Origin of the sequence: Methanomethylovorans sp. (assembly GCF_041447285.1) — an archaeon.
Taxonomy (GTDB): Archaea; Halobacteriota; Methanosarcinia; order Methanosarcinales; family Methanosarcinaceae; genus Methanomethylovorans.
In genome coordinates this window covers 44,851-60,150 of the sequence record NZ_JBGMEB010000021.1, presented here as the reverse complement: position 1 = coordinate 60,150, position 15,300 = coordinate 44,851, and the positions used below count along the sequence as shown (strand labels likewise).

The window sequence follows — 15,300 nt, the reverse complement described above, 5'->3', positions numbered from 1 at the left end:
GATACTAGAAAATCCTACTCTTTATAAACGCAAGTACTAAATACTTACTGTACAGTAACTTACTGTATGGTAATATTCTTTGATCGCGTAAGAGAGCTTGAACAACTTGAAGAAATGTACAGTGCTCCTTTTTCGTCCCTGGTTGTGTTCTATGGACGAAGACGCGTGGGCAAAACTGAGCTAAGTAAGGAGTTTGTCAGGAATAAGAAAAGTCTGTATCTTTTTGTTGAGATCAAAAATGAAGAGTTGCTATTGCGCGATCTTGAAGTGGAACTTGAAACTATAACAGGTATCAGACCTCGTCTTGATAGCTTTGATGATTTTTTTACTCTTCTTTTTAACATTAAGGATAAGTTGGTGATAGTGCTCGATGAGTTCCAGAATTTTGCCAGAGTCAATGCCAAGTTCTTTTCAAAATTCCAGAAGCATTGGGATGCCCACCATCGTGAGAGCAAGCATATGATCATAGTAATAGGCTCTTTTGTAGGTATGATGAAGAAGATATTTGAGGAGAGCAAAGAACCGTTGTTCGGAAGAGCTACGTATCTATTCAATATAAAGCCGTTCACTTTTGCAGATAGCTATGCATTCCTGAATGGTATCAAGAATTTCCAGTTAGAAGAAGCAATGAAAACTTATTTTATGCTTGGCGGGGTACCAAAATACCTGTTACTTGCAGGGCAGTTCAGTGAACCACATGCAATGCAAGTATTCAAAAAGCTCTTTGTGGATACTCAGATGCTTATGGAAGAAGCAAAGAATATACTTGTCCTGGAATTCGGATCGGAGCACAAAGGGTATTTTTCCATTCTTGAAGCCATTGCTTCAGGCAAAGTGATCCCTGCGCATATCGCGGATTATACGGCAATGCCTCCGGGAACTGTTGCAAAGTACCTGAATGAACTTGTACACAAGTATGAGATAGTTAAAAAAGAGGAGCCTGTGATACAAGGCGGGTCCAGGAATTCCCGGTATTTCCTGCATGATAATTTCTTTAAGTTTTGGTTCAAATTCATCTACAAATACTATGGGACCTTTGAGATAGACCCGGATTTGGCAGAAAATATAGTTAAGAAAGATATAAACACTTATTTTGGATATGCTTTTGAAGACACGGCAAAAGAACTGCTTATATCGCTCAACAAACAGGAAAAACTGCCTTTCAAGTTCACAGACATTGGTAAATGGTGGAAAAAAGATACTGAGATCGATATTATTGCTTTTGATAAGAGCAGTCGTAATGCCTTGTTCTGCGAGGTGAAGTGGAAACTCCTTTCTGAAAACGAGGCTGTGGCTATAGTCGCAGACCTTAAGGAAAAGTCAAAAAGAGTCAATGGCACGTGGAATGGAAATTATTGTCTAATAGCCAAAAAGATCGAGGGGAAAGAGGACTTGGACTTTTTTGCATTTGACCTGGAGGATGTGGAAAAGATGATAGGTGCATGATTGGCATCCAGTTGACGAGCTGCCTATAAGGCAAGAGGTAATCGATAAGCTCAAAAAAGCTATTAGATATCATCTGTAGCAGTCACAGATGTGTCTGACAAAATCCGGTGATCTGTGTGAGTTATGCGCTTTACATCTTTCTGGAGCATCATGTGCATAAAGTATGATGATATATAGTAAGGCGAATAGAAAGTAGGATACCAATGATAACCAAATTCACTGCGTATATTGAGAAAGATGTGGAAATCGGATGTTATGTTGCTATCGTCCCGGGGATTCCCGGAGCTCATACACAGGCTGATACATTGGATGAATTGCAGATCAGGCTAAAAGAAGTGCTAGAACTGTGCCTGGAATAAATGACTCCCGAAGACAAAGAAACAATTCCTGAATTTGTCGGCCTGCAGCAGGTAGAGGTTGCTTTATTACATTGAAGCAAGAAGACCACTGGTTTCAACGTGATAACCTGGATTCGTTATCTCTTATATGAAAAGTCTCAAAATAGATTCGGGTAAAAACTCAAATGAAGATATTCTATGACATCACATAAGAATGCCACCGAAATTCACGATACATTCGACCTTGTTCTGGCTCAGGGCCTCTCCAGAGATAAGGCAGAGGAACTGCTGGACCTTTGCAGGCAGAATGATATCTCTTCTCTTGGGCTATTCGGCTCTTATTCCAGAGGTCAACAAACACAGAATAGTGACATTGATCTTTTAGTTACATTTTCAAAGGGCAAGAGTCTCATTGATCATGTAAGGGCCGAGAAAGCTTTTGAAAACCTGCTTGGAAAAAAGGTTGATCTTATCACTGAAAGATCATTGAGCCCTTATATTGCTCCAATGGTAAAAACAGATCTCAAGAGGATTTATTATGAGAGATGATGCTTTTTTCTTGAGGCATATACTGGATGCAGTGAACCAGATTGTGGATTATACTAATGTAACTTATGATGAATTCCTCGAAACACGGCTTATACAAGATGGAGTTGTCAGGCAGCTTGAAATCATCGGCTAGACACAGAACTGATTTTAAATCACTAACTATAAATGTGTGCAATTGCATAGTTCTATGCAATTGGTGATGTAATGAAAAGATTTACTATCTCTCTCCCTGATGAGCTTAAATTGGAAATTGATGCTTTCCCTGATATTAACTGGGCACAGGTCGCAAAGGAAAGTATTGAAAAGAAAGTACGCATGCTGGAACAGTTTGAGCGCTTTGAAAGGAGCCGTGAAAATTAATGTCTACTCTGACAATCCCCATTGATGATGAACTCTATGATCAGGTTCAGAAATTTTCATGGGTCAGGTGGTCTAAAGTTGTACAGGATGGAATAAGAAAAAGGAGAATACTTGAGACTTACATCAGAGAAAAAAGTATTTCAGAAGATGATGCAGCTTTTTGTGAAACTATCGACTGGCATCCTGTTGACGAGCTGTCTATAAGGCAAGAGGTCATCGATAAGCTCAAAAAGAGTGATAAGAGATCAGCTGTAGCAGTCACAGATGTGTCTGACATATTCCGGTGATCTGTGTGAGTTATGCGCTTTACATTGATCCATCCTGTAAAAAAGAGATCAAAAGGCTAACAAAGAAAAATCCTCAGCTACAAAGTATCCTCGAAAAGAAGGTTACTGAGATACTAGAAAATCCTACTCGTTATAAACCGCTGCGCAACGATCTTGCTGGTTATTATAGGGTACACATTATGACGAGGTTTGTATTGATTTTCACCGTAAATGTGGAAGAAAGAATTGTTTTACTGGTACATTTTTCTCACCATGATGATGCATATCAAAATTGAACATTGTCTAAGATCTTCATAATACAAATCAACAAAAGATAAATGGCATGAAGACAGAATAAGGATGTGATCATAATGATCCCGGATAGATGTAGTTTCTGTAAAGGTAAGCTTATAAAGGGGAAGCATGAGTTCGTTGTGAAGGTAGAGGAAAAAGTGCTTTCCATAAGGGACGTAGATGCTTTCATCTGTCAGGAGTGCGGAGAAGCTTATTACACGCCTGAAACTTCCAGAAAGATCGATAGGATCATGAGAAAATTCCATGATTCTACTTTGCTGGTGCATCCTCTTGCTGCCGGAGAGTTGAGTCTTAGTGAAGTGGAAACTTGAGATAAAAGATACATTCGATCTGGCACAGGTTATTAAAAAAACCACTAGTTATACGGGTCGGATAAGAGGATTACATAAGGAAGTATGGAAAAACACAGACACGGAAGAATATCTGAAAAATGAAAGAGATTCATGGAATTATAATGCTGAGGATTGAAGGTATTAAAAGGATCGGCATTGACTCAATGCTCAAAGACCATCCTTTAAGCTGCCAACTACCTTACCTTCCAGCCTTTGGCTATCGAGGAACAAAGAGGGAAAAATTCAGTAAATCTTTAGAAGTGCCTTAACTGCAGGACCAAAGGGCAGACGAATTAAAGGGTCAGTGGTTTGTCGGCACTGTCTTTATGTTCGATAGATGCAGGTTCTATAGGTCTAAATCAGCCAATAAACTCCCTATCACATGCTTTGATTCAGGGATACCTTCTTTTACACTGAGCCAGACAACTTCAAGGTCGACACCAAAATATGCGTGTATTAATTTGTCGCGTATGCCTGCCAGGTCTTTCCACGGAACAGAGGGATACTTTTGCCTTATGTCCTCAGGAACATTCTTTGCGGCCTCGCCGATTATCTCCAGAGCCCGGATCACTGCGTACTGTGTCTTGATATCCCCGATAAAGTCCTCAAATGTACAGTCACTGACAAAGTCCTCTGCTGCTTCCATGGCATTATATATGTCCCGGACATAGTCATTTATATCTCGAATCCTAATCCCTCAGACAGCTTCGACTTCTTTTAATATGTATTTCCCAATATTCGGTTTCAATGCATTTTTCATGACAAGGTCCACTTTGACTCCCAGGGAATCGGAAAGATAGTTTTCTAGATGGACGAACCTGAATATGGTGGGTGTCCTGCTGAATTCCACAAGTACGTCAAGGTCGCTTTCAGGAGTATTCTCCCCACGTACATAGGACCCGAACAGTCCGATGTAGCTGACATTATACTCTTTTTTCAACTCCGGTAGCATTTCGTGGAGTTTGCATCTGTAAGTTTCAACATCTGCATTATGTGGCATTTTCTTTTGATTTATATGTTCTTTTTCATATGTATGTTTTGTCTAGATTTATTCATCTGAAAACTATTCATTCATCAAAGATCTCTTCAGGATGAAAGAATGCTTTCCGCCAGAAAATGGACCTTTAAAGCCTAATTCCTTTAGCCTTGTACAAGGTTTCGCCAGGTAACTGGCACTAACTTAGGCAACTGCAATTTCCCCGGAGTCTTTTATTAGGTGATTACCTATTGGTGGAAGCATAAGGCCTCTCCTTAACCGGAAAACTATCCACTCATCAATAACCTCTTCAAGATTTCTCCTGCATTCTTCAAGGGTATTGCCTGTAGCCCAAACACCTTCTAGCTCCAGCACTTCACCATAAGAGGTTTCCTCATCTTCTATAATTTCGTATCTGGCCTTTTCAAGGGCTGCCTGGATATATTCGATGAGCATTCTTTAGCATCTCTTGAAGTTTGTTATAACATATAGTTAACAACGTATATATGTGTCTTCACCGGTAAGGACAAGGTCCTATTATAAAAGCAGTCGGAGGTGTTTTTTTATCTTTGATGGACTATATGTTCTGCCAATTAAAAAAGTAACTATTTATCAACGCAAGGACGCTAAGGCGCAAAGAAGTCAGAACAGGCTTTGCTTTTTCGTGATTATTGCGGCTTTGTGCTGCGGATGCCTTCACAGCAACTCATATGAACTAACCAGAGAGTACACGGAGAATGCACAGAGTAAAATATAAAAATCGTCTCCGTGTCCTCGTGATCTCTGTGATTAATATTGTAAAATAGCTTAGAGTTCAATACCTATTTTACCACAGAGTACACAGAGAGCACAGAGTACTTTGTAAGACCTCTCTCCGTGTCCTCTGTGATCTCTGTTGTTTATTAATATCGTAAAACAGCTTAGAGTTCAATACCTATTTTACCACAGAGTACACAGAGAGCGCAGAGTACCCTGTAAGACCTCTCTCCGTGTCCTCTGTGATCTATGTGGTTTATTAATATCGTAAAATAGCTTAGATCTCAATACCTATTTTACCACAGAGTACACAGAGAGCATAGAGTACCCTGTAAGCACTCTCTCCGTGTCCTCTGTGATCTCTGTGGTTTATTAATATCGTAAAATACCTTAGAGTTCAATACCTATTTTACCACAGAGTACACAGAGAATACGAGCAAGTCTTCGTACCCTCTGTGGTTTAGTCAGAATATAGAATGTACCCTGAAGTTCAATATCAATTCAACCACGCCGACCACCTTTAGCACAGATACTGCATATCTTCTACCCACCACAACCTGCAGTCCCCCTGCCTCTTTCCCATACAAAACCCTCGTCCTTTCCTCCAATTCATTTCAAAACACTTAAATATGTTCGCTATCTTATGTACAATCGTAAAAATCTCAGGTGCCGTTTAAAAGGTGAACGGATAGTACCGGGATCGTCAAAGCAAGTGCTCGTATGGGTTATTCGAGCTGAAAACGCCATGTCCTGGAGAAACATGGTCGGATTGCTGACGACCCGTGCAGTTTCATGCATACATGAACACCGGGATTTTGGAGAATGAGCAGCAAGGGGAACGTGTAGTTGTCAGAATAAAGAGAGGATATAAGTTGAAGATAGCGATCATCCTGGGTACCCGTCCTGAAATCATCAAAATGAGTCCTGTTATTCGGGAATGTGAAAAACGTGGTATTGAATATTACATTCTCCATACCGGCCAGCATTATAGCTACGAGATGGACAGGATATTCTTTGAGCAGCTTAAACTTCCGGCGGCAAAATACAACCTGGACGTGGGCTCCGGCCTGCACGGTGCACAGACCGGTAAGATGCTTGCTGGCATAGAGCAGATCCTCATGGAAGACACACCGGATGTGGTGCTGGTGCAGGGTGATACCAACACAGTCCTTGCAGGAGCCCTGGCGGCTTCCAAACTGCACATCAGGATTGGCCATGTGGAAGCGGGCCTGCGGAGTTTTGACAGAACCATGCCCGAAGAGATCAACCGTATCATGGCCGACCATATTTCCGATTACCTTTTTGCACCCACCGATACCTCAAAGCAATACCTGCTAAGCGAAGGCATTCCTGAAGACAAGATCTTTGTCACAGGCAACACCGTTGTGGATGCCGTGTACCAGAACCTTGAGATCTCTAAACAAACCGCAAATCCCCTTAAGGACATGGACCTTCAGGAAAAAGGCTACTTCCTCACAACCGTCCACCGGGCTGAGAACACTGACAACAAGGATCGCCTGTCCGGCATCCTCGATGGCTTCAGGCAGGTTTACGACGAGTTCCACTTACCCATCATCTTCCCGGCCCACCCCCGTACAGTCAAGATGATACATGAATTCGGCCTGCAAATCCCTGTAGGTGTTCGCATAACCGATCCCGTGGGCTATCTGGAATTTCTGCAGCTTGAAAGTGGTGCTCGCCTAATCCTCACCGATAGCGGTGGCCTCCAGGAAGAAGCCTGTATTTTAGGTGTGCCATGTGTTACATTGAGGGATAACACAGAGAGGCCGGAGACTGTGGATGTGGGGGCGAATGTGGTGGCTGGTACACATATCATAGAATGTACGAAGCAGATGATGCAGGCAGGGAATGGATGGCAGAATCCTTATGGGGATGGGGATGCAAGCAAGATAATGATTCAAGAATTATCTGTAACTTTATAATTTGGAGCTAAAAACATGGAGTTTATAAAAACAAAAATCAACGACCATTATATATGAAAAGGGGAGTGGCAAGAACAAGTTAGGATGCACCTAAGGAATCAACACATCTTAAATTAATTATTTTCAAGTTAAACAAGAATCGAGAGAACGCAAAAAAGTACATCTAATATAATGGAAATCTAAGGGGTCAAGTTGCTGGTTCATATAGTTCAGGGATTCATTTCAAAACACTTAAATATATTTGCTATGTACCTACTGTATGAATATCATTTGTTTTAACGTTTTTCATTAAATCTGGAGGATCTATATGGGTGATGGTCAAATTTTTAGCAGAATAGTTGGATATATACAGTTTGATTTACTACATTTTGATTTGGTCGTTTTAGATATTTACTTAAAATTTATCTCTGAAAAATTGAAATCATATATTTATTCTGAACCGGATTTATCCTCTGAGAGTTTATATTGGAGAAGGTTTTTTCGTAAAAAAGCAATTGAAAGCTCAGATTTAAACATATTGACTTACAGGAAAGAACCGAAGCCGTCATTAATGACAGCAATGAAGGTTTTAAAAAATGAGTTTAATGAAACGATTATTTGTCTGGATATTGGCTGTGGTCCTATTTCAGAGTTTTATACAAAAGATTTCGCTGAAAATGATGAGATTAAAATAATTACAATCGATCCATTAGCTGATGTTTATCAGGAATTACACAAAAAATATTCTACCGGATATAACTTAACATGCATTAAAGGATATGGCGAAAAATTAAAAGAAATGTTTCCGAATAACATGTTGCACTGTGTTTATATACAAAATGCGCTTGATCATTCTCAAGATCCTGTGGAATTCCTTCAGAATACGTATCACATATTAAAACCTGGTGGGGTCTTAATATTGGATGGCTTTATTAAAGAAGGAACGGCTGCTCATTGGCTAGGATTACATAATTGGGATATTGAAACCGAAAAGGATGATTTATTACTTACAAATCGTAGCAAATCTATTTACAGGAAAAATATGACTCAACCACTTGGCCTAAAAATAATTAGCAATTCTGTTGATGGGAATGATGTAGGAGGAAAATATACAATGATCTACCAGAAATAATGATTGAGCTGGTTTCAAAACTCATTTTGCGTTCATTGGACCAAAGTTCTGTTGAATGAAATCATAGCACATAAAGAGTTCATTGTTTGCCTTTTGGTTCAAAAAGAAGAACAATGGGAGTTTTGAAACAGGCTCATAACTGATTACTTGTCCTTTGAGATTATTCTTTACGATTTTCTCTTTCAATAATATGTAATATATGATGTAACGACCATATATTCATACCGTACGAAAATACCTTTTCTGATCCATGTATAGTTATCATTTTTAAAGTTGGATAATTATTCAGCACATCTACAATATCTTTACTCCTCAAACATGAGGAGGGGATATACTGTTTATTTTGTTGTATTTTTATATAATATCTATAGAGGTGTCTACTAATTTTGAATGTTCCAACCATTTTAGATATATTCCTTAAGCCAAAATTAACAAAAACCTTAGCTGAAAGAGACCGAGATGGTTCTTTTCCCTTTTTAAGTTTTGTTGTACACTCAATATTACATAACTCTTCAAGAGATTCAGAAAACAAAATTTCAGAAGCATATTTTATGTAAAGATATTGTGCTATTTTGTATTTAAGTGGTATTTTTGTAAAAAAATCAATTAATTCTGGATCCCACAAAGGAAGTCGCCATGAATAATTAAAATACTCATACACTCTTACGGAATTGACAATATATTTTGATTGCCTTTCCTTAAAATTAAAGATTTCTAAAGCATTAATATATGACGTAACATCGTTAACAGTTATGGGATTAATAGTCTTTTTTATGTTAGCCTTAAATAAATCAATCAACTCAATTTGTTTCCAGTTCCATAATGAATAATGCTTCAATAGAATCTGTTTCGAGCATTCATCAAAATTATATATTGATCCGTGATTAACTGGCAACAATGGGATGTGACTTCCTGCTAACATATCACCACTATGCCCCGGAATAAAAACAGCATCTTCAGTTAAAATTCCTTTCTTTTTCATCATTTTAACTGCCAGATAATCCTGAATGTGTGCCATTGATACTAAATTGCAACCATAGCGTTGGTATTCAAGAATTTCAGTTGATTCTAAAATACCATTCCATTCAGAAAACGTATATTCGACAAAAACCCATTTATATCCAACAAACTTTGCAACCCTTTCACTTATCTTTACCTCAGTATCATTTTTATTGCCATATGTGAAACAGATTACATTAGTTACCCCAAGTCTTTTGAGCATTGCTACGATTATTCGCGAATCAAGTCCCCCACTTAAGGGAACAACAATCTGCATTCCTTTGTTTACTGTCGATTCAATCAACCTGTTGAATACATTCAGAAAACAAAAGTCTAGTTTGTCAAGTAATATATTTTCATCAACATCCAATGAATCATTGTTAATAAAGTGAAAGTAAGCAGAGGAAACAATATTATCTTTTGCTTTATCATAGATTAATATTTCACCTGCCTCAAGTTGTTTGATTTCATCACACAAAGTATTTTGACCGATTACGTATCCTGTCACCAAAAATTCAGCAGCATTTATTTCATCAATTTTTGATTTTAGTCTATTTTTTATGCAGTATGCATCATCAGAAATCACAAAATAACAGTCTGTTTTGGAATAGAACAAAGGAATGCTACGAACCCTATCAACTGCTGAAATAATGTAATTCTGAAATTCAATTACTATCGCGAATTCTCCTTTTAAACTTGCAATTACTTCGATAAGTTGGTGTAATTTATTTTCATTATTACTCATTAATAAAGGCGAAAATAAATCTATTAATCTAGATGAGTTTAAAATTTCCCTATCTAAGAAAATATTACCTTTAAAAGAGAACTTAATTTCATTGTAGTTAATATATTCCCAAGGATAATACTGATTAGTTAAATCAATACTGCAACTTATCATCGAGAATCTCTCCTTATCAAAAAGCGTAATGCGCCATACATAATTGGACGGATATTAACGTGAATTACATCCAAATATAACTTACCTACAAATAGTATAGGTAAAGCCAATGTACCATAACTTCTCCTTTTAGTATTAATGGTATTAGTTAGTGATGTTTTAGCCAATGATAGATTATTTGTTTCAACGATTAGTTTACTATCTAATTGATGATCAAGAAAATTATGAATCCCAAAATAAAGTCTAAATGCTTCTTTTTCCCAATTGTACATGTAATCCGAATCATCACTAAAAACCTGTAATAACTCCTCAAAAACTTCTACATTCATCATGGAAACTGATGAACAATCAATAAGGCCTATTTCATGATTTAAGCTATAGAATATTTTATCGAACAATATCTTTTTATCTTTTTGAAAAGCAAACCGTATTATAAATGATTTATCTGTATATGCCATATTTTTATGCGCAGTTATGTCAAAGCAAAAATTACCTAAACCATAGACTATAATACCATTTTTGTACTTTTCAATTCCTTGAGGGACGTGTGCGTGATGACCAATTACTACATCAACCCCAGATTCAATTATTTTCTTAAAAAAGCTTCTTCTACTTGGTTCTGGAATTATATTAAATTCTGTTCCACCATGATAATTATAAATTATATAGTCTGGATTTTCTTTGAATTTTATTTTCTCTATAATTGATTTTATCTGCTTTAGGTTAAAATTAAAAGGAGCTAAATCTTTTCCTTCCCATAAAGGTCCCTCATTGTGCACTGAAGCTATTAAAGCTATTTTCAATTGATCTTTTTCTAAGATAATATATTCATCATATCCTCCTATTCCATAAAATTCAATTTCATTTTTCCTGAGCAAAGAGATTGTATCTTTAAGCCCAATTATCCCACAATCCATGATATGATTATTTGCAAGAGTACAAATATTCACTCCATATGATTTCAAATATTCAGCAGTTTCAGGTGGTGCTTTTAAACAAATTCCTTTTTTATTTATAAAATCAGTATTAGTTATTGGATTTTCAAGATTTATATGTACATAGTCTGAATGCTTGAACACATCTAATATAGCAGCATCAAATATATTCTCTCGTGTTTGAATTTTTTTGTCGAATATTCCACTTGAGGAAAAATCACCTGTAAATATTATTTCCATAAAACACCTACCTTAAACTAATTCTTTAAGTGATTTCAATGACTAATTCTATCTATTATATTTTTTGAGAAATCGTGTATTAGTAAAGAATTCCTTTAATGTACTATCTTCAAAGATTATTACTATATAGTATATAAGTAATGCAATTGAAGCAACAAATAGGATAATATATGTCATTTGTGTAATATATTTTGTAATACATACGGGTATAAAAATTAGACCGGATATACACAGGAGTTTTGCAGCTACAAATAGTTCATCCTTACAACTAACATGAGATTTTTTTAATATAATATAATTCATAATACCGCAAAAAATTGCACCTGTAAGTGAGTACAAAAGAAGTGTGAAATATGGATTACCGTAAATACCACCAATGTATAAAACTATTAATCTTAAAAAAAGTAAACCCAAATCAAAAATCAAACCAACTTCTTGTATTTCTAATATACTAAACAAAGTCGTTAGTGGTGATGACAAGAACATTAAAAAAATCCATGGGATAAGTATTTTCGCGTAAACACCAGCAATCGTCCATTCAGGTCCAAATGTGAAACTAAATATATTGTCTCCGATTATTAATATAAGAATCATGGGACCAATTATAAGAGACATTAGTCGTTTATGAACTTCTGAAACTGTTTGTTTAACGTAACCGGTTCTATTTTTCTCTTCACTTGCTTTCTGAAAAAATACTTGACTAACTGCACTGCCTATCATGCTCATTGGTAAATTAACTGCTAGATATGCAAGAGAATAATAACCAACAACATTAGTACTATAAAAGAAAGCAAGCATAAAAGAAGGCACCTGTCTGGAAATTTCATTTGCAAAAGTTGACCATGATGTGTAAATGGGGAACTTTTTGTATCTAATAGCTAATTCTTTAATTTTCTTGATTGAAATATGTTTGAATAAGTACAATTCTTTTTTAATCTCACTTAGCATTATAATATTAGCTGCAGCATTGCCTAAAATGCTTCCTAAAATTAGCCCAAAGGGAGAGATACTTCCAGTTGTAGCTACTATTTGAACAAGTTTATTAAAAATAGTATTCGAAACACTAGCTGCTGCAATAACTCCAAATCTAATTCTTCTGGATAACCAATAATTCATTATAAGCAGTAATCCATTCAAAAAGACAGCAATCGGAATCAAAAATAAATAAGCTGAAAGTTGCGGCGAATTCAGAATTTCTGAAATTTGATTAGCAAAGACTAAAAAAATGATGCCTATTATTGTAGATGTAATTACAAGTAGGATTATACACAAACCAAAAATATTTACAGATTCTTCGTCATTTTTGGGAAGCATAATTGAAAGTTGATACGAGAAGCAAGCAATTATTGCAGCTATTCCAGATATAGAAGTGAAAAGCTGTAAGATTCCAAAGTCTTCTGGGCTGTAAAGCCTTGTAATCACTGGAATCAAACAAATTCCAAGTAATTGGGCAATTAAACTTCCTGAAACCAATTTCAGAACATTGTTTGAAAAGGTTGACATTTTTAATCCCTTCTATTCTAGTACATCACAAATTTTTCTACAAGCATTCCCACATCCAAAAACACTTCCTTTGATACCTATACCTTCAAATCCATCAATTGCATCAGTAATAGCTTCGTAATCCGCTCCAACCAACACATTCCATCCATCTTCTACAGTTTCTACCCATTCAGTGTTCTCACGCATGGTGATACAGGGTACATCCAGCATGTACGCTTCTTTCTGAACTCCACCGGAATCGGTAAGTATTTTTTTAGAATTTGCCATGAGACTTAGCATATCAAGGTATCCTACTGGAGAAATTACTTTTACGTTTTCACATAACTTGTTCCATAATCCATATTCTTTCAAGTACTTTTTAGTCCTGGGATGCATAGGAAATACAATTGGCCATCTAGAGTTACAGAGGGCATCAACTATTGAAGAAAGGTTCTTGCAGTTGTTTGTATTTGCAGGTCTGTGCAATGTTGCAACCAGATACTGTTTTTTTTCCAATTTTAAATCTGTTAGTATACTAGATTTTTCCTTAGATATATTCAAATTATAGTTCAATGCATCTACCATCACATCTCCTGTATTATATACTCCTGATGTTATTCCTTCTTTTTTTAGATTAATTACAGCAGCATCAGTTGGGCAAAAGAGAAGGTTCGACAAATGATCAGTAATTATTCTGTTAACCTCTTCAGGCATAGTACGGTCAAATGAGCGAAGTCCTGCTTCTACATGTGCAACCTTAATATTCAATTTGGAAGCTGCAAGTGCTCCAGCTAGAGTAGAATTTGTGTCTCCGTAAACAAGAACAAAATCTGGTTGCTCTTTAATAAGTAATTTTTCAATTTCGAAAAGCATCCTACCAGTTTGTTCACCATGTAAACCCGAACCTATGCCCAAATTGTAATCTGGTTCAGGGATATCCAATTCTCTAAAAAAGACATCAGACATGTTTGAATCATAATGCTGTCCGGTATGTAAAAGAATTTCTTCATGGTTCTGCCTCAACTTACGTGAAAGTGGGGCACACTTGATGAATTGAGGACGAGCTCCAATTATAGAAAGTATTTTCATATTATCTTGCCTTTAATACATCTTCGCAGACATCAAATACTTTTTTTGATACTGCGTTCCAGCTTTGGTATTTTTCGACATAATTACGCCCTTCTAAACCCATTTTATCCCTTAAATATGGATCAGAGAGCAATTTTATGGCAGCAGTACTGAATTCTACTGAGTTCTCTGGGTTAACCAATAAACCACCATTTATTTGCTCAAGTATTTCAAATCCATCAACTCTACTAGCAATAATAGGCTTCCCACAAGCCATGTACTCATAGAGTTTTAGAGGAGAATAACCGGATTTAAGTGGTTTTTTTGGAACTACACAAATATCGCTTGCATTTATATAATTTAGAACATTTTCGTAAGGGACGCCACCTGTAAAAATATAATTTTCAGTAACATTTAAACTATCTGCAAGTGCCATTAATTTTTCTTTCAGAATACCATCACCAACTATTAGAAATACAGTATTAGGATATTTTTTTAAAATAAGGGATGATGCTTGGATTAAATCTTCAACTCCTTGCCAAATAGCGAGATTTCCTACAAAACATATTATGTTTGAATTTAAATTTAAATTCAATAATTTTCGTGCCTCTTTTATATCCATTGGTTTAAATAAATCAGTATTAGCACCATTTTCTACTACGATAATTTTACTTTTTGGAATCGAATAGATGTTGCTAAGTTCATCTTTCAGTTTATGAGTAACAGCGATTATTCTATCACAATATTTATAGTTGAACTTTTCAGAAAGTATTGAGAAATAAAAGTAACATCTATCTATATACGACATTGTTGATGTTATTTTTATTTCTTCTTGAATTAACCCATTGATTTCAACAATAACAGGTATTCTAAATATTCTAGACAAAAAAACTGGAAAAAAAGACAGAGCATTTTGCCGTAAATATATAATACTTGGCTTACTAGTTATAAAATAATGTGTTAAGTAAAAAAACAAGACAAACTCATAAGATATACCTATAAGATTTTTTACTTTAAGTACAGGAACGTATTTTATATTAGAATGATTGTAATTTTTGGTTTTGCTCCCTGGTACAAATAAAATAACTTCTGCACGTTTATTTAAGTTAGTAAAAAGTTCGATTAAATGCGTATTTGAGCCATCGTTTACGTTTAGATAAGAATTATATAACATAAACATCGAAATTTTTCTTTTAAACTTCATCTGAATACCTCTTCTTCTATTTCTGTTGATTTATACTTGCAATATTTCTTTTAATCATCTGATATTAGTAGAGTTTATTATT

21 protein-coding genes are annotated in these 15,300 nt (G+C 35.9%); 12 read left to right on the top strand and 9 right to left on the bottom strand.

Features of this window, described 5'->3' with window-relative positions; genetic code table 11:
- The first annotated feature begins 66 nt into the window (after window positions 1-66).
- The 9 genes from ACC612_RS12545 to ACC612_RS12505 all read left to right on the top strand — a co-directional run bounded on the left by ACC612_RS12545 (window position 67) and on the right by ACC612_RS12505 (window position 3,742).
- Complete coding sequence (locus ACC612_RS12545; RefSeq protein WP_371854906.1) at window positions 67-1,446, top strand: ATP-binding protein; 1,380 nt, start codon at window positions 67-69, stop codon at window positions 1,444-1,446.
- Window positions 1,447-1,649: 203 nt separating this feature from the next.
- Window positions 1,650-1,805 carry a type II toxin-antitoxin system HicB family antitoxin gene (locus ACC612_RS12540; RefSeq protein ID WP_371854905.1) on the top strand — a complete coding sequence of 52 codons (156 nt, stop codon included), beginning with the start codon at window positions 1,650-1,652 and terminating at the stop codon, window positions 1,803-1,805.
- Window positions 1,806-1,982: 177 nt separating this feature from the next.
- The gene (locus ACC612_RS12535) at window positions 1,983-2,333 is read left to right on the top strand and encodes a nucleotidyltransferase family protein (protein ID WP_371854904.1); all 351 of its coding nucleotides are present in this window, start codon (window positions 1,983-1,985) and stop codon (window positions 2,331-2,333) included.
- Window positions 2,323-2,466 (top strand): DUF86 domain-containing protein, encoded by a 144-nt coding sequence (locus ACC612_RS12530; protein ID WP_371854903.1) that lies wholly within the window; start codon window positions 2,323-2,325, stop codon window positions 2,464-2,466. The genes ACC612_RS12535 and ACC612_RS12530 overlap by 11 nt, the downstream gene beginning before the upstream one ends.
- Window positions 2,467-2,537: 71 nt before the next feature.
- Entirely contained in the window at window positions 2,538-2,693 is a 156-nt protein-coding gene (locus tag ACC612_RS12525) for a hypothetical protein (RefSeq protein ID WP_371854902.1), read from the top strand.
- Entirely contained in the window at window positions 2,693-2,980 is a 288-nt protein-coding gene (locus ACC612_RS12520) for a hypothetical protein (protein ID WP_371854901.1), read from the top strand. Before ACC612_RS12525 ends, ACC612_RS12520 begins: the two co-directional genes overlap by 1 nt.
- A gap of 5 nt (window positions 2,981-2,985) precedes the next feature.
- Window positions 2,986-3,255: a type II toxin-antitoxin system RelE/ParE family toxin gene (locus tag ACC612_RS12515; protein WP_371854900.1), complete on the top strand. Its 270-nt coding sequence runs from the start codon at window positions 2,986-2,988 to the stop codon at window positions 3,253-3,255.
- 75 nt (window positions 3,256-3,330) lie between these two features.
- Window positions 3,331-3,585, top strand: a complete 255-nt coding sequence (locus tag ACC612_RS12510; protein WP_371854899.1) for a type II toxin-antitoxin system MqsA family antitoxin — start codon at window positions 3,331-3,333, stop codon at window positions 3,583-3,585.
- Window positions 3,569-3,742, top strand: a complete 174-nt coding sequence (locus ACC612_RS12505; RefSeq protein ID WP_371854898.1) for a hypothetical protein — start codon at window positions 3,569-3,571, stop codon at window positions 3,740-3,742. Before ACC612_RS12510 ends, ACC612_RS12505 begins: the two co-directional genes overlap by 17 nt.
- 210 nt (window positions 3,743-3,952) lie before the next feature.
- On the opposite strand, the gene ACC612_RS12500 is transcribed toward ACC612_RS12505, so the two are convergent.
- The 4 genes from ACC612_RS12500 to ACC612_RS12485 form a co-directional block, all read right to left on the bottom strand.
- Window positions 3,953-4,252 (bottom strand): DUF86 domain-containing protein, encoded by a 300-nt coding sequence (locus tag ACC612_RS12500; protein WP_371854897.1) that lies wholly within the window; start codon window positions 4,250-4,252, stop codon window positions 3,953-3,955.
- Between the two features lie 51 nt (window positions 4,253-4,303).
- Window positions 4,304-4,606: a nucleotidyltransferase family protein gene (locus ACC612_RS12495; RefSeq protein WP_371854895.1), complete on the bottom strand. Its 303-nt coding sequence runs from the start codon at window positions 4,604-4,606 to the stop codon at window positions 4,304-4,306.
- 180 nt (window positions 4,607-4,786) lie between these two features.
- On the bottom strand, window positions 4,787-5,038 hold the full coding sequence (locus tag ACC612_RS12490) for a type II toxin-antitoxin system HicB family antitoxin (protein ID WP_371854894.1): 252 nt from the start codon (window positions 5,036-5,038) through the stop codon (window positions 4,787-4,789).
- A 764-nt stretch (window positions 5,039-5,802) separates the two neighbouring features.
- Window positions 5,803-5,925 carry a hypothetical protein gene (locus tag ACC612_RS12485; protein WP_371854893.1) on the bottom strand — a complete coding sequence of 41 codons (123 nt, stop codon included), beginning with the start codon at window positions 5,923-5,925 and terminating at the stop codon, window positions 5,803-5,805.
- Window positions 5,926-5,981: 56 nt separating this feature from the next.
- On the opposite strand from ACC612_RS12485, the gene ACC612_RS12480 reads away from it, so the two are divergent.
- The 3 genes from ACC612_RS12480 (at window position 5,982) to ACC612_RS12470 (ending at window position 8,392) form a co-directional block, all read left to right on the top strand.
- Window positions 5,982-6,164: a hypothetical protein gene (locus ACC612_RS12480; RefSeq protein ID WP_371854892.1), complete on the top strand. Its 183-nt coding sequence runs from the start codon at window positions 5,982-5,984 to the stop codon at window positions 6,162-6,164.
- Window positions 6,139-7,281 carry a non-hydrolyzing UDP-N-acetylglucosamine 2-epimerase gene (gene wecB, locus ACC612_RS12475; protein WP_371854891.1) on the top strand — a complete coding sequence of 381 codons (1,143 nt, stop codon included), beginning with the start codon at window positions 6,139-6,141 and terminating at the stop codon, window positions 7,279-7,281. The genes ACC612_RS12480 and wecB (ACC612_RS12475) overlap by 26 nt, the downstream gene beginning before the upstream one ends.
- A gap of 307 nt (window positions 7,282-7,588) precedes the next feature.
- Complete coding sequence (locus ACC612_RS12470) at window positions 7,589-8,392, top strand: class I SAM-dependent methyltransferase (RefSeq protein ID WP_371854890.1); 804 nt, start codon at window positions 7,589-7,591, stop codon at window positions 8,390-8,392.
- A 160-nt stretch (window positions 8,393-8,552) separates the two neighbouring features.
- Here ACC612_RS12470 and ACC612_RS12465 read toward each other — a convergent pair whose 3' ends face one another.
- From ACC612_RS12465 to ACC612_RS12445, 5 genes are read right to left on the bottom strand one after another with little or no spacing between them, the layout of a single operon-like run.
- Window positions 8,553-10,289, bottom strand: a complete 1,737-nt coding sequence (locus ACC612_RS12465) for an asparagine synthase-related protein (RefSeq protein WP_371854889.1) — start codon at window positions 10,287-10,289, stop codon at window positions 8,553-8,555.
- On the bottom strand, window positions 10,286-11,464 hold the full coding sequence (locus tag ACC612_RS12460) for a CapA family protein (protein ID WP_371854888.1): 1,179 nt from the start codon (window positions 11,462-11,464) through the stop codon (window positions 10,286-10,288). Before ACC612_RS12460 ends, ACC612_RS12465 begins: the two co-directional genes overlap by 4 nt.
- A gap of 48 nt (window positions 11,465-11,512) precedes the next feature.
- Window positions 11,513-12,967: an oligosaccharide flippase family protein gene (locus ACC612_RS12455; protein WP_371854887.1), complete on the bottom strand. Its 1,455-nt coding sequence runs from the start codon at window positions 12,965-12,967 to the stop codon at window positions 11,513-11,515.
- A gap of 12 nt (window positions 12,968-12,979) precedes the next feature.
- Window positions 12,980-14,035 (bottom strand): non-hydrolyzing UDP-N-acetylglucosamine 2-epimerase, encoded by a 1,056-nt coding sequence (wecB, locus tag ACC612_RS12450; protein ID WP_371854886.1) that lies wholly within the window; start codon window positions 14,033-14,035, stop codon window positions 12,980-12,982.
- Between the two features lies 1 nt (window position 14,036).
- Window positions 14,037-15,218 (bottom strand): glycosyltransferase family 4 protein, encoded by a 1,182-nt coding sequence (locus ACC612_RS12445; protein ID WP_371854884.1) that lies wholly within the window; start codon window positions 15,216-15,218, stop codon window positions 14,037-14,039.
- Between the last annotated feature and the right edge of the window lie 82 nt (window positions 15,219-15,300).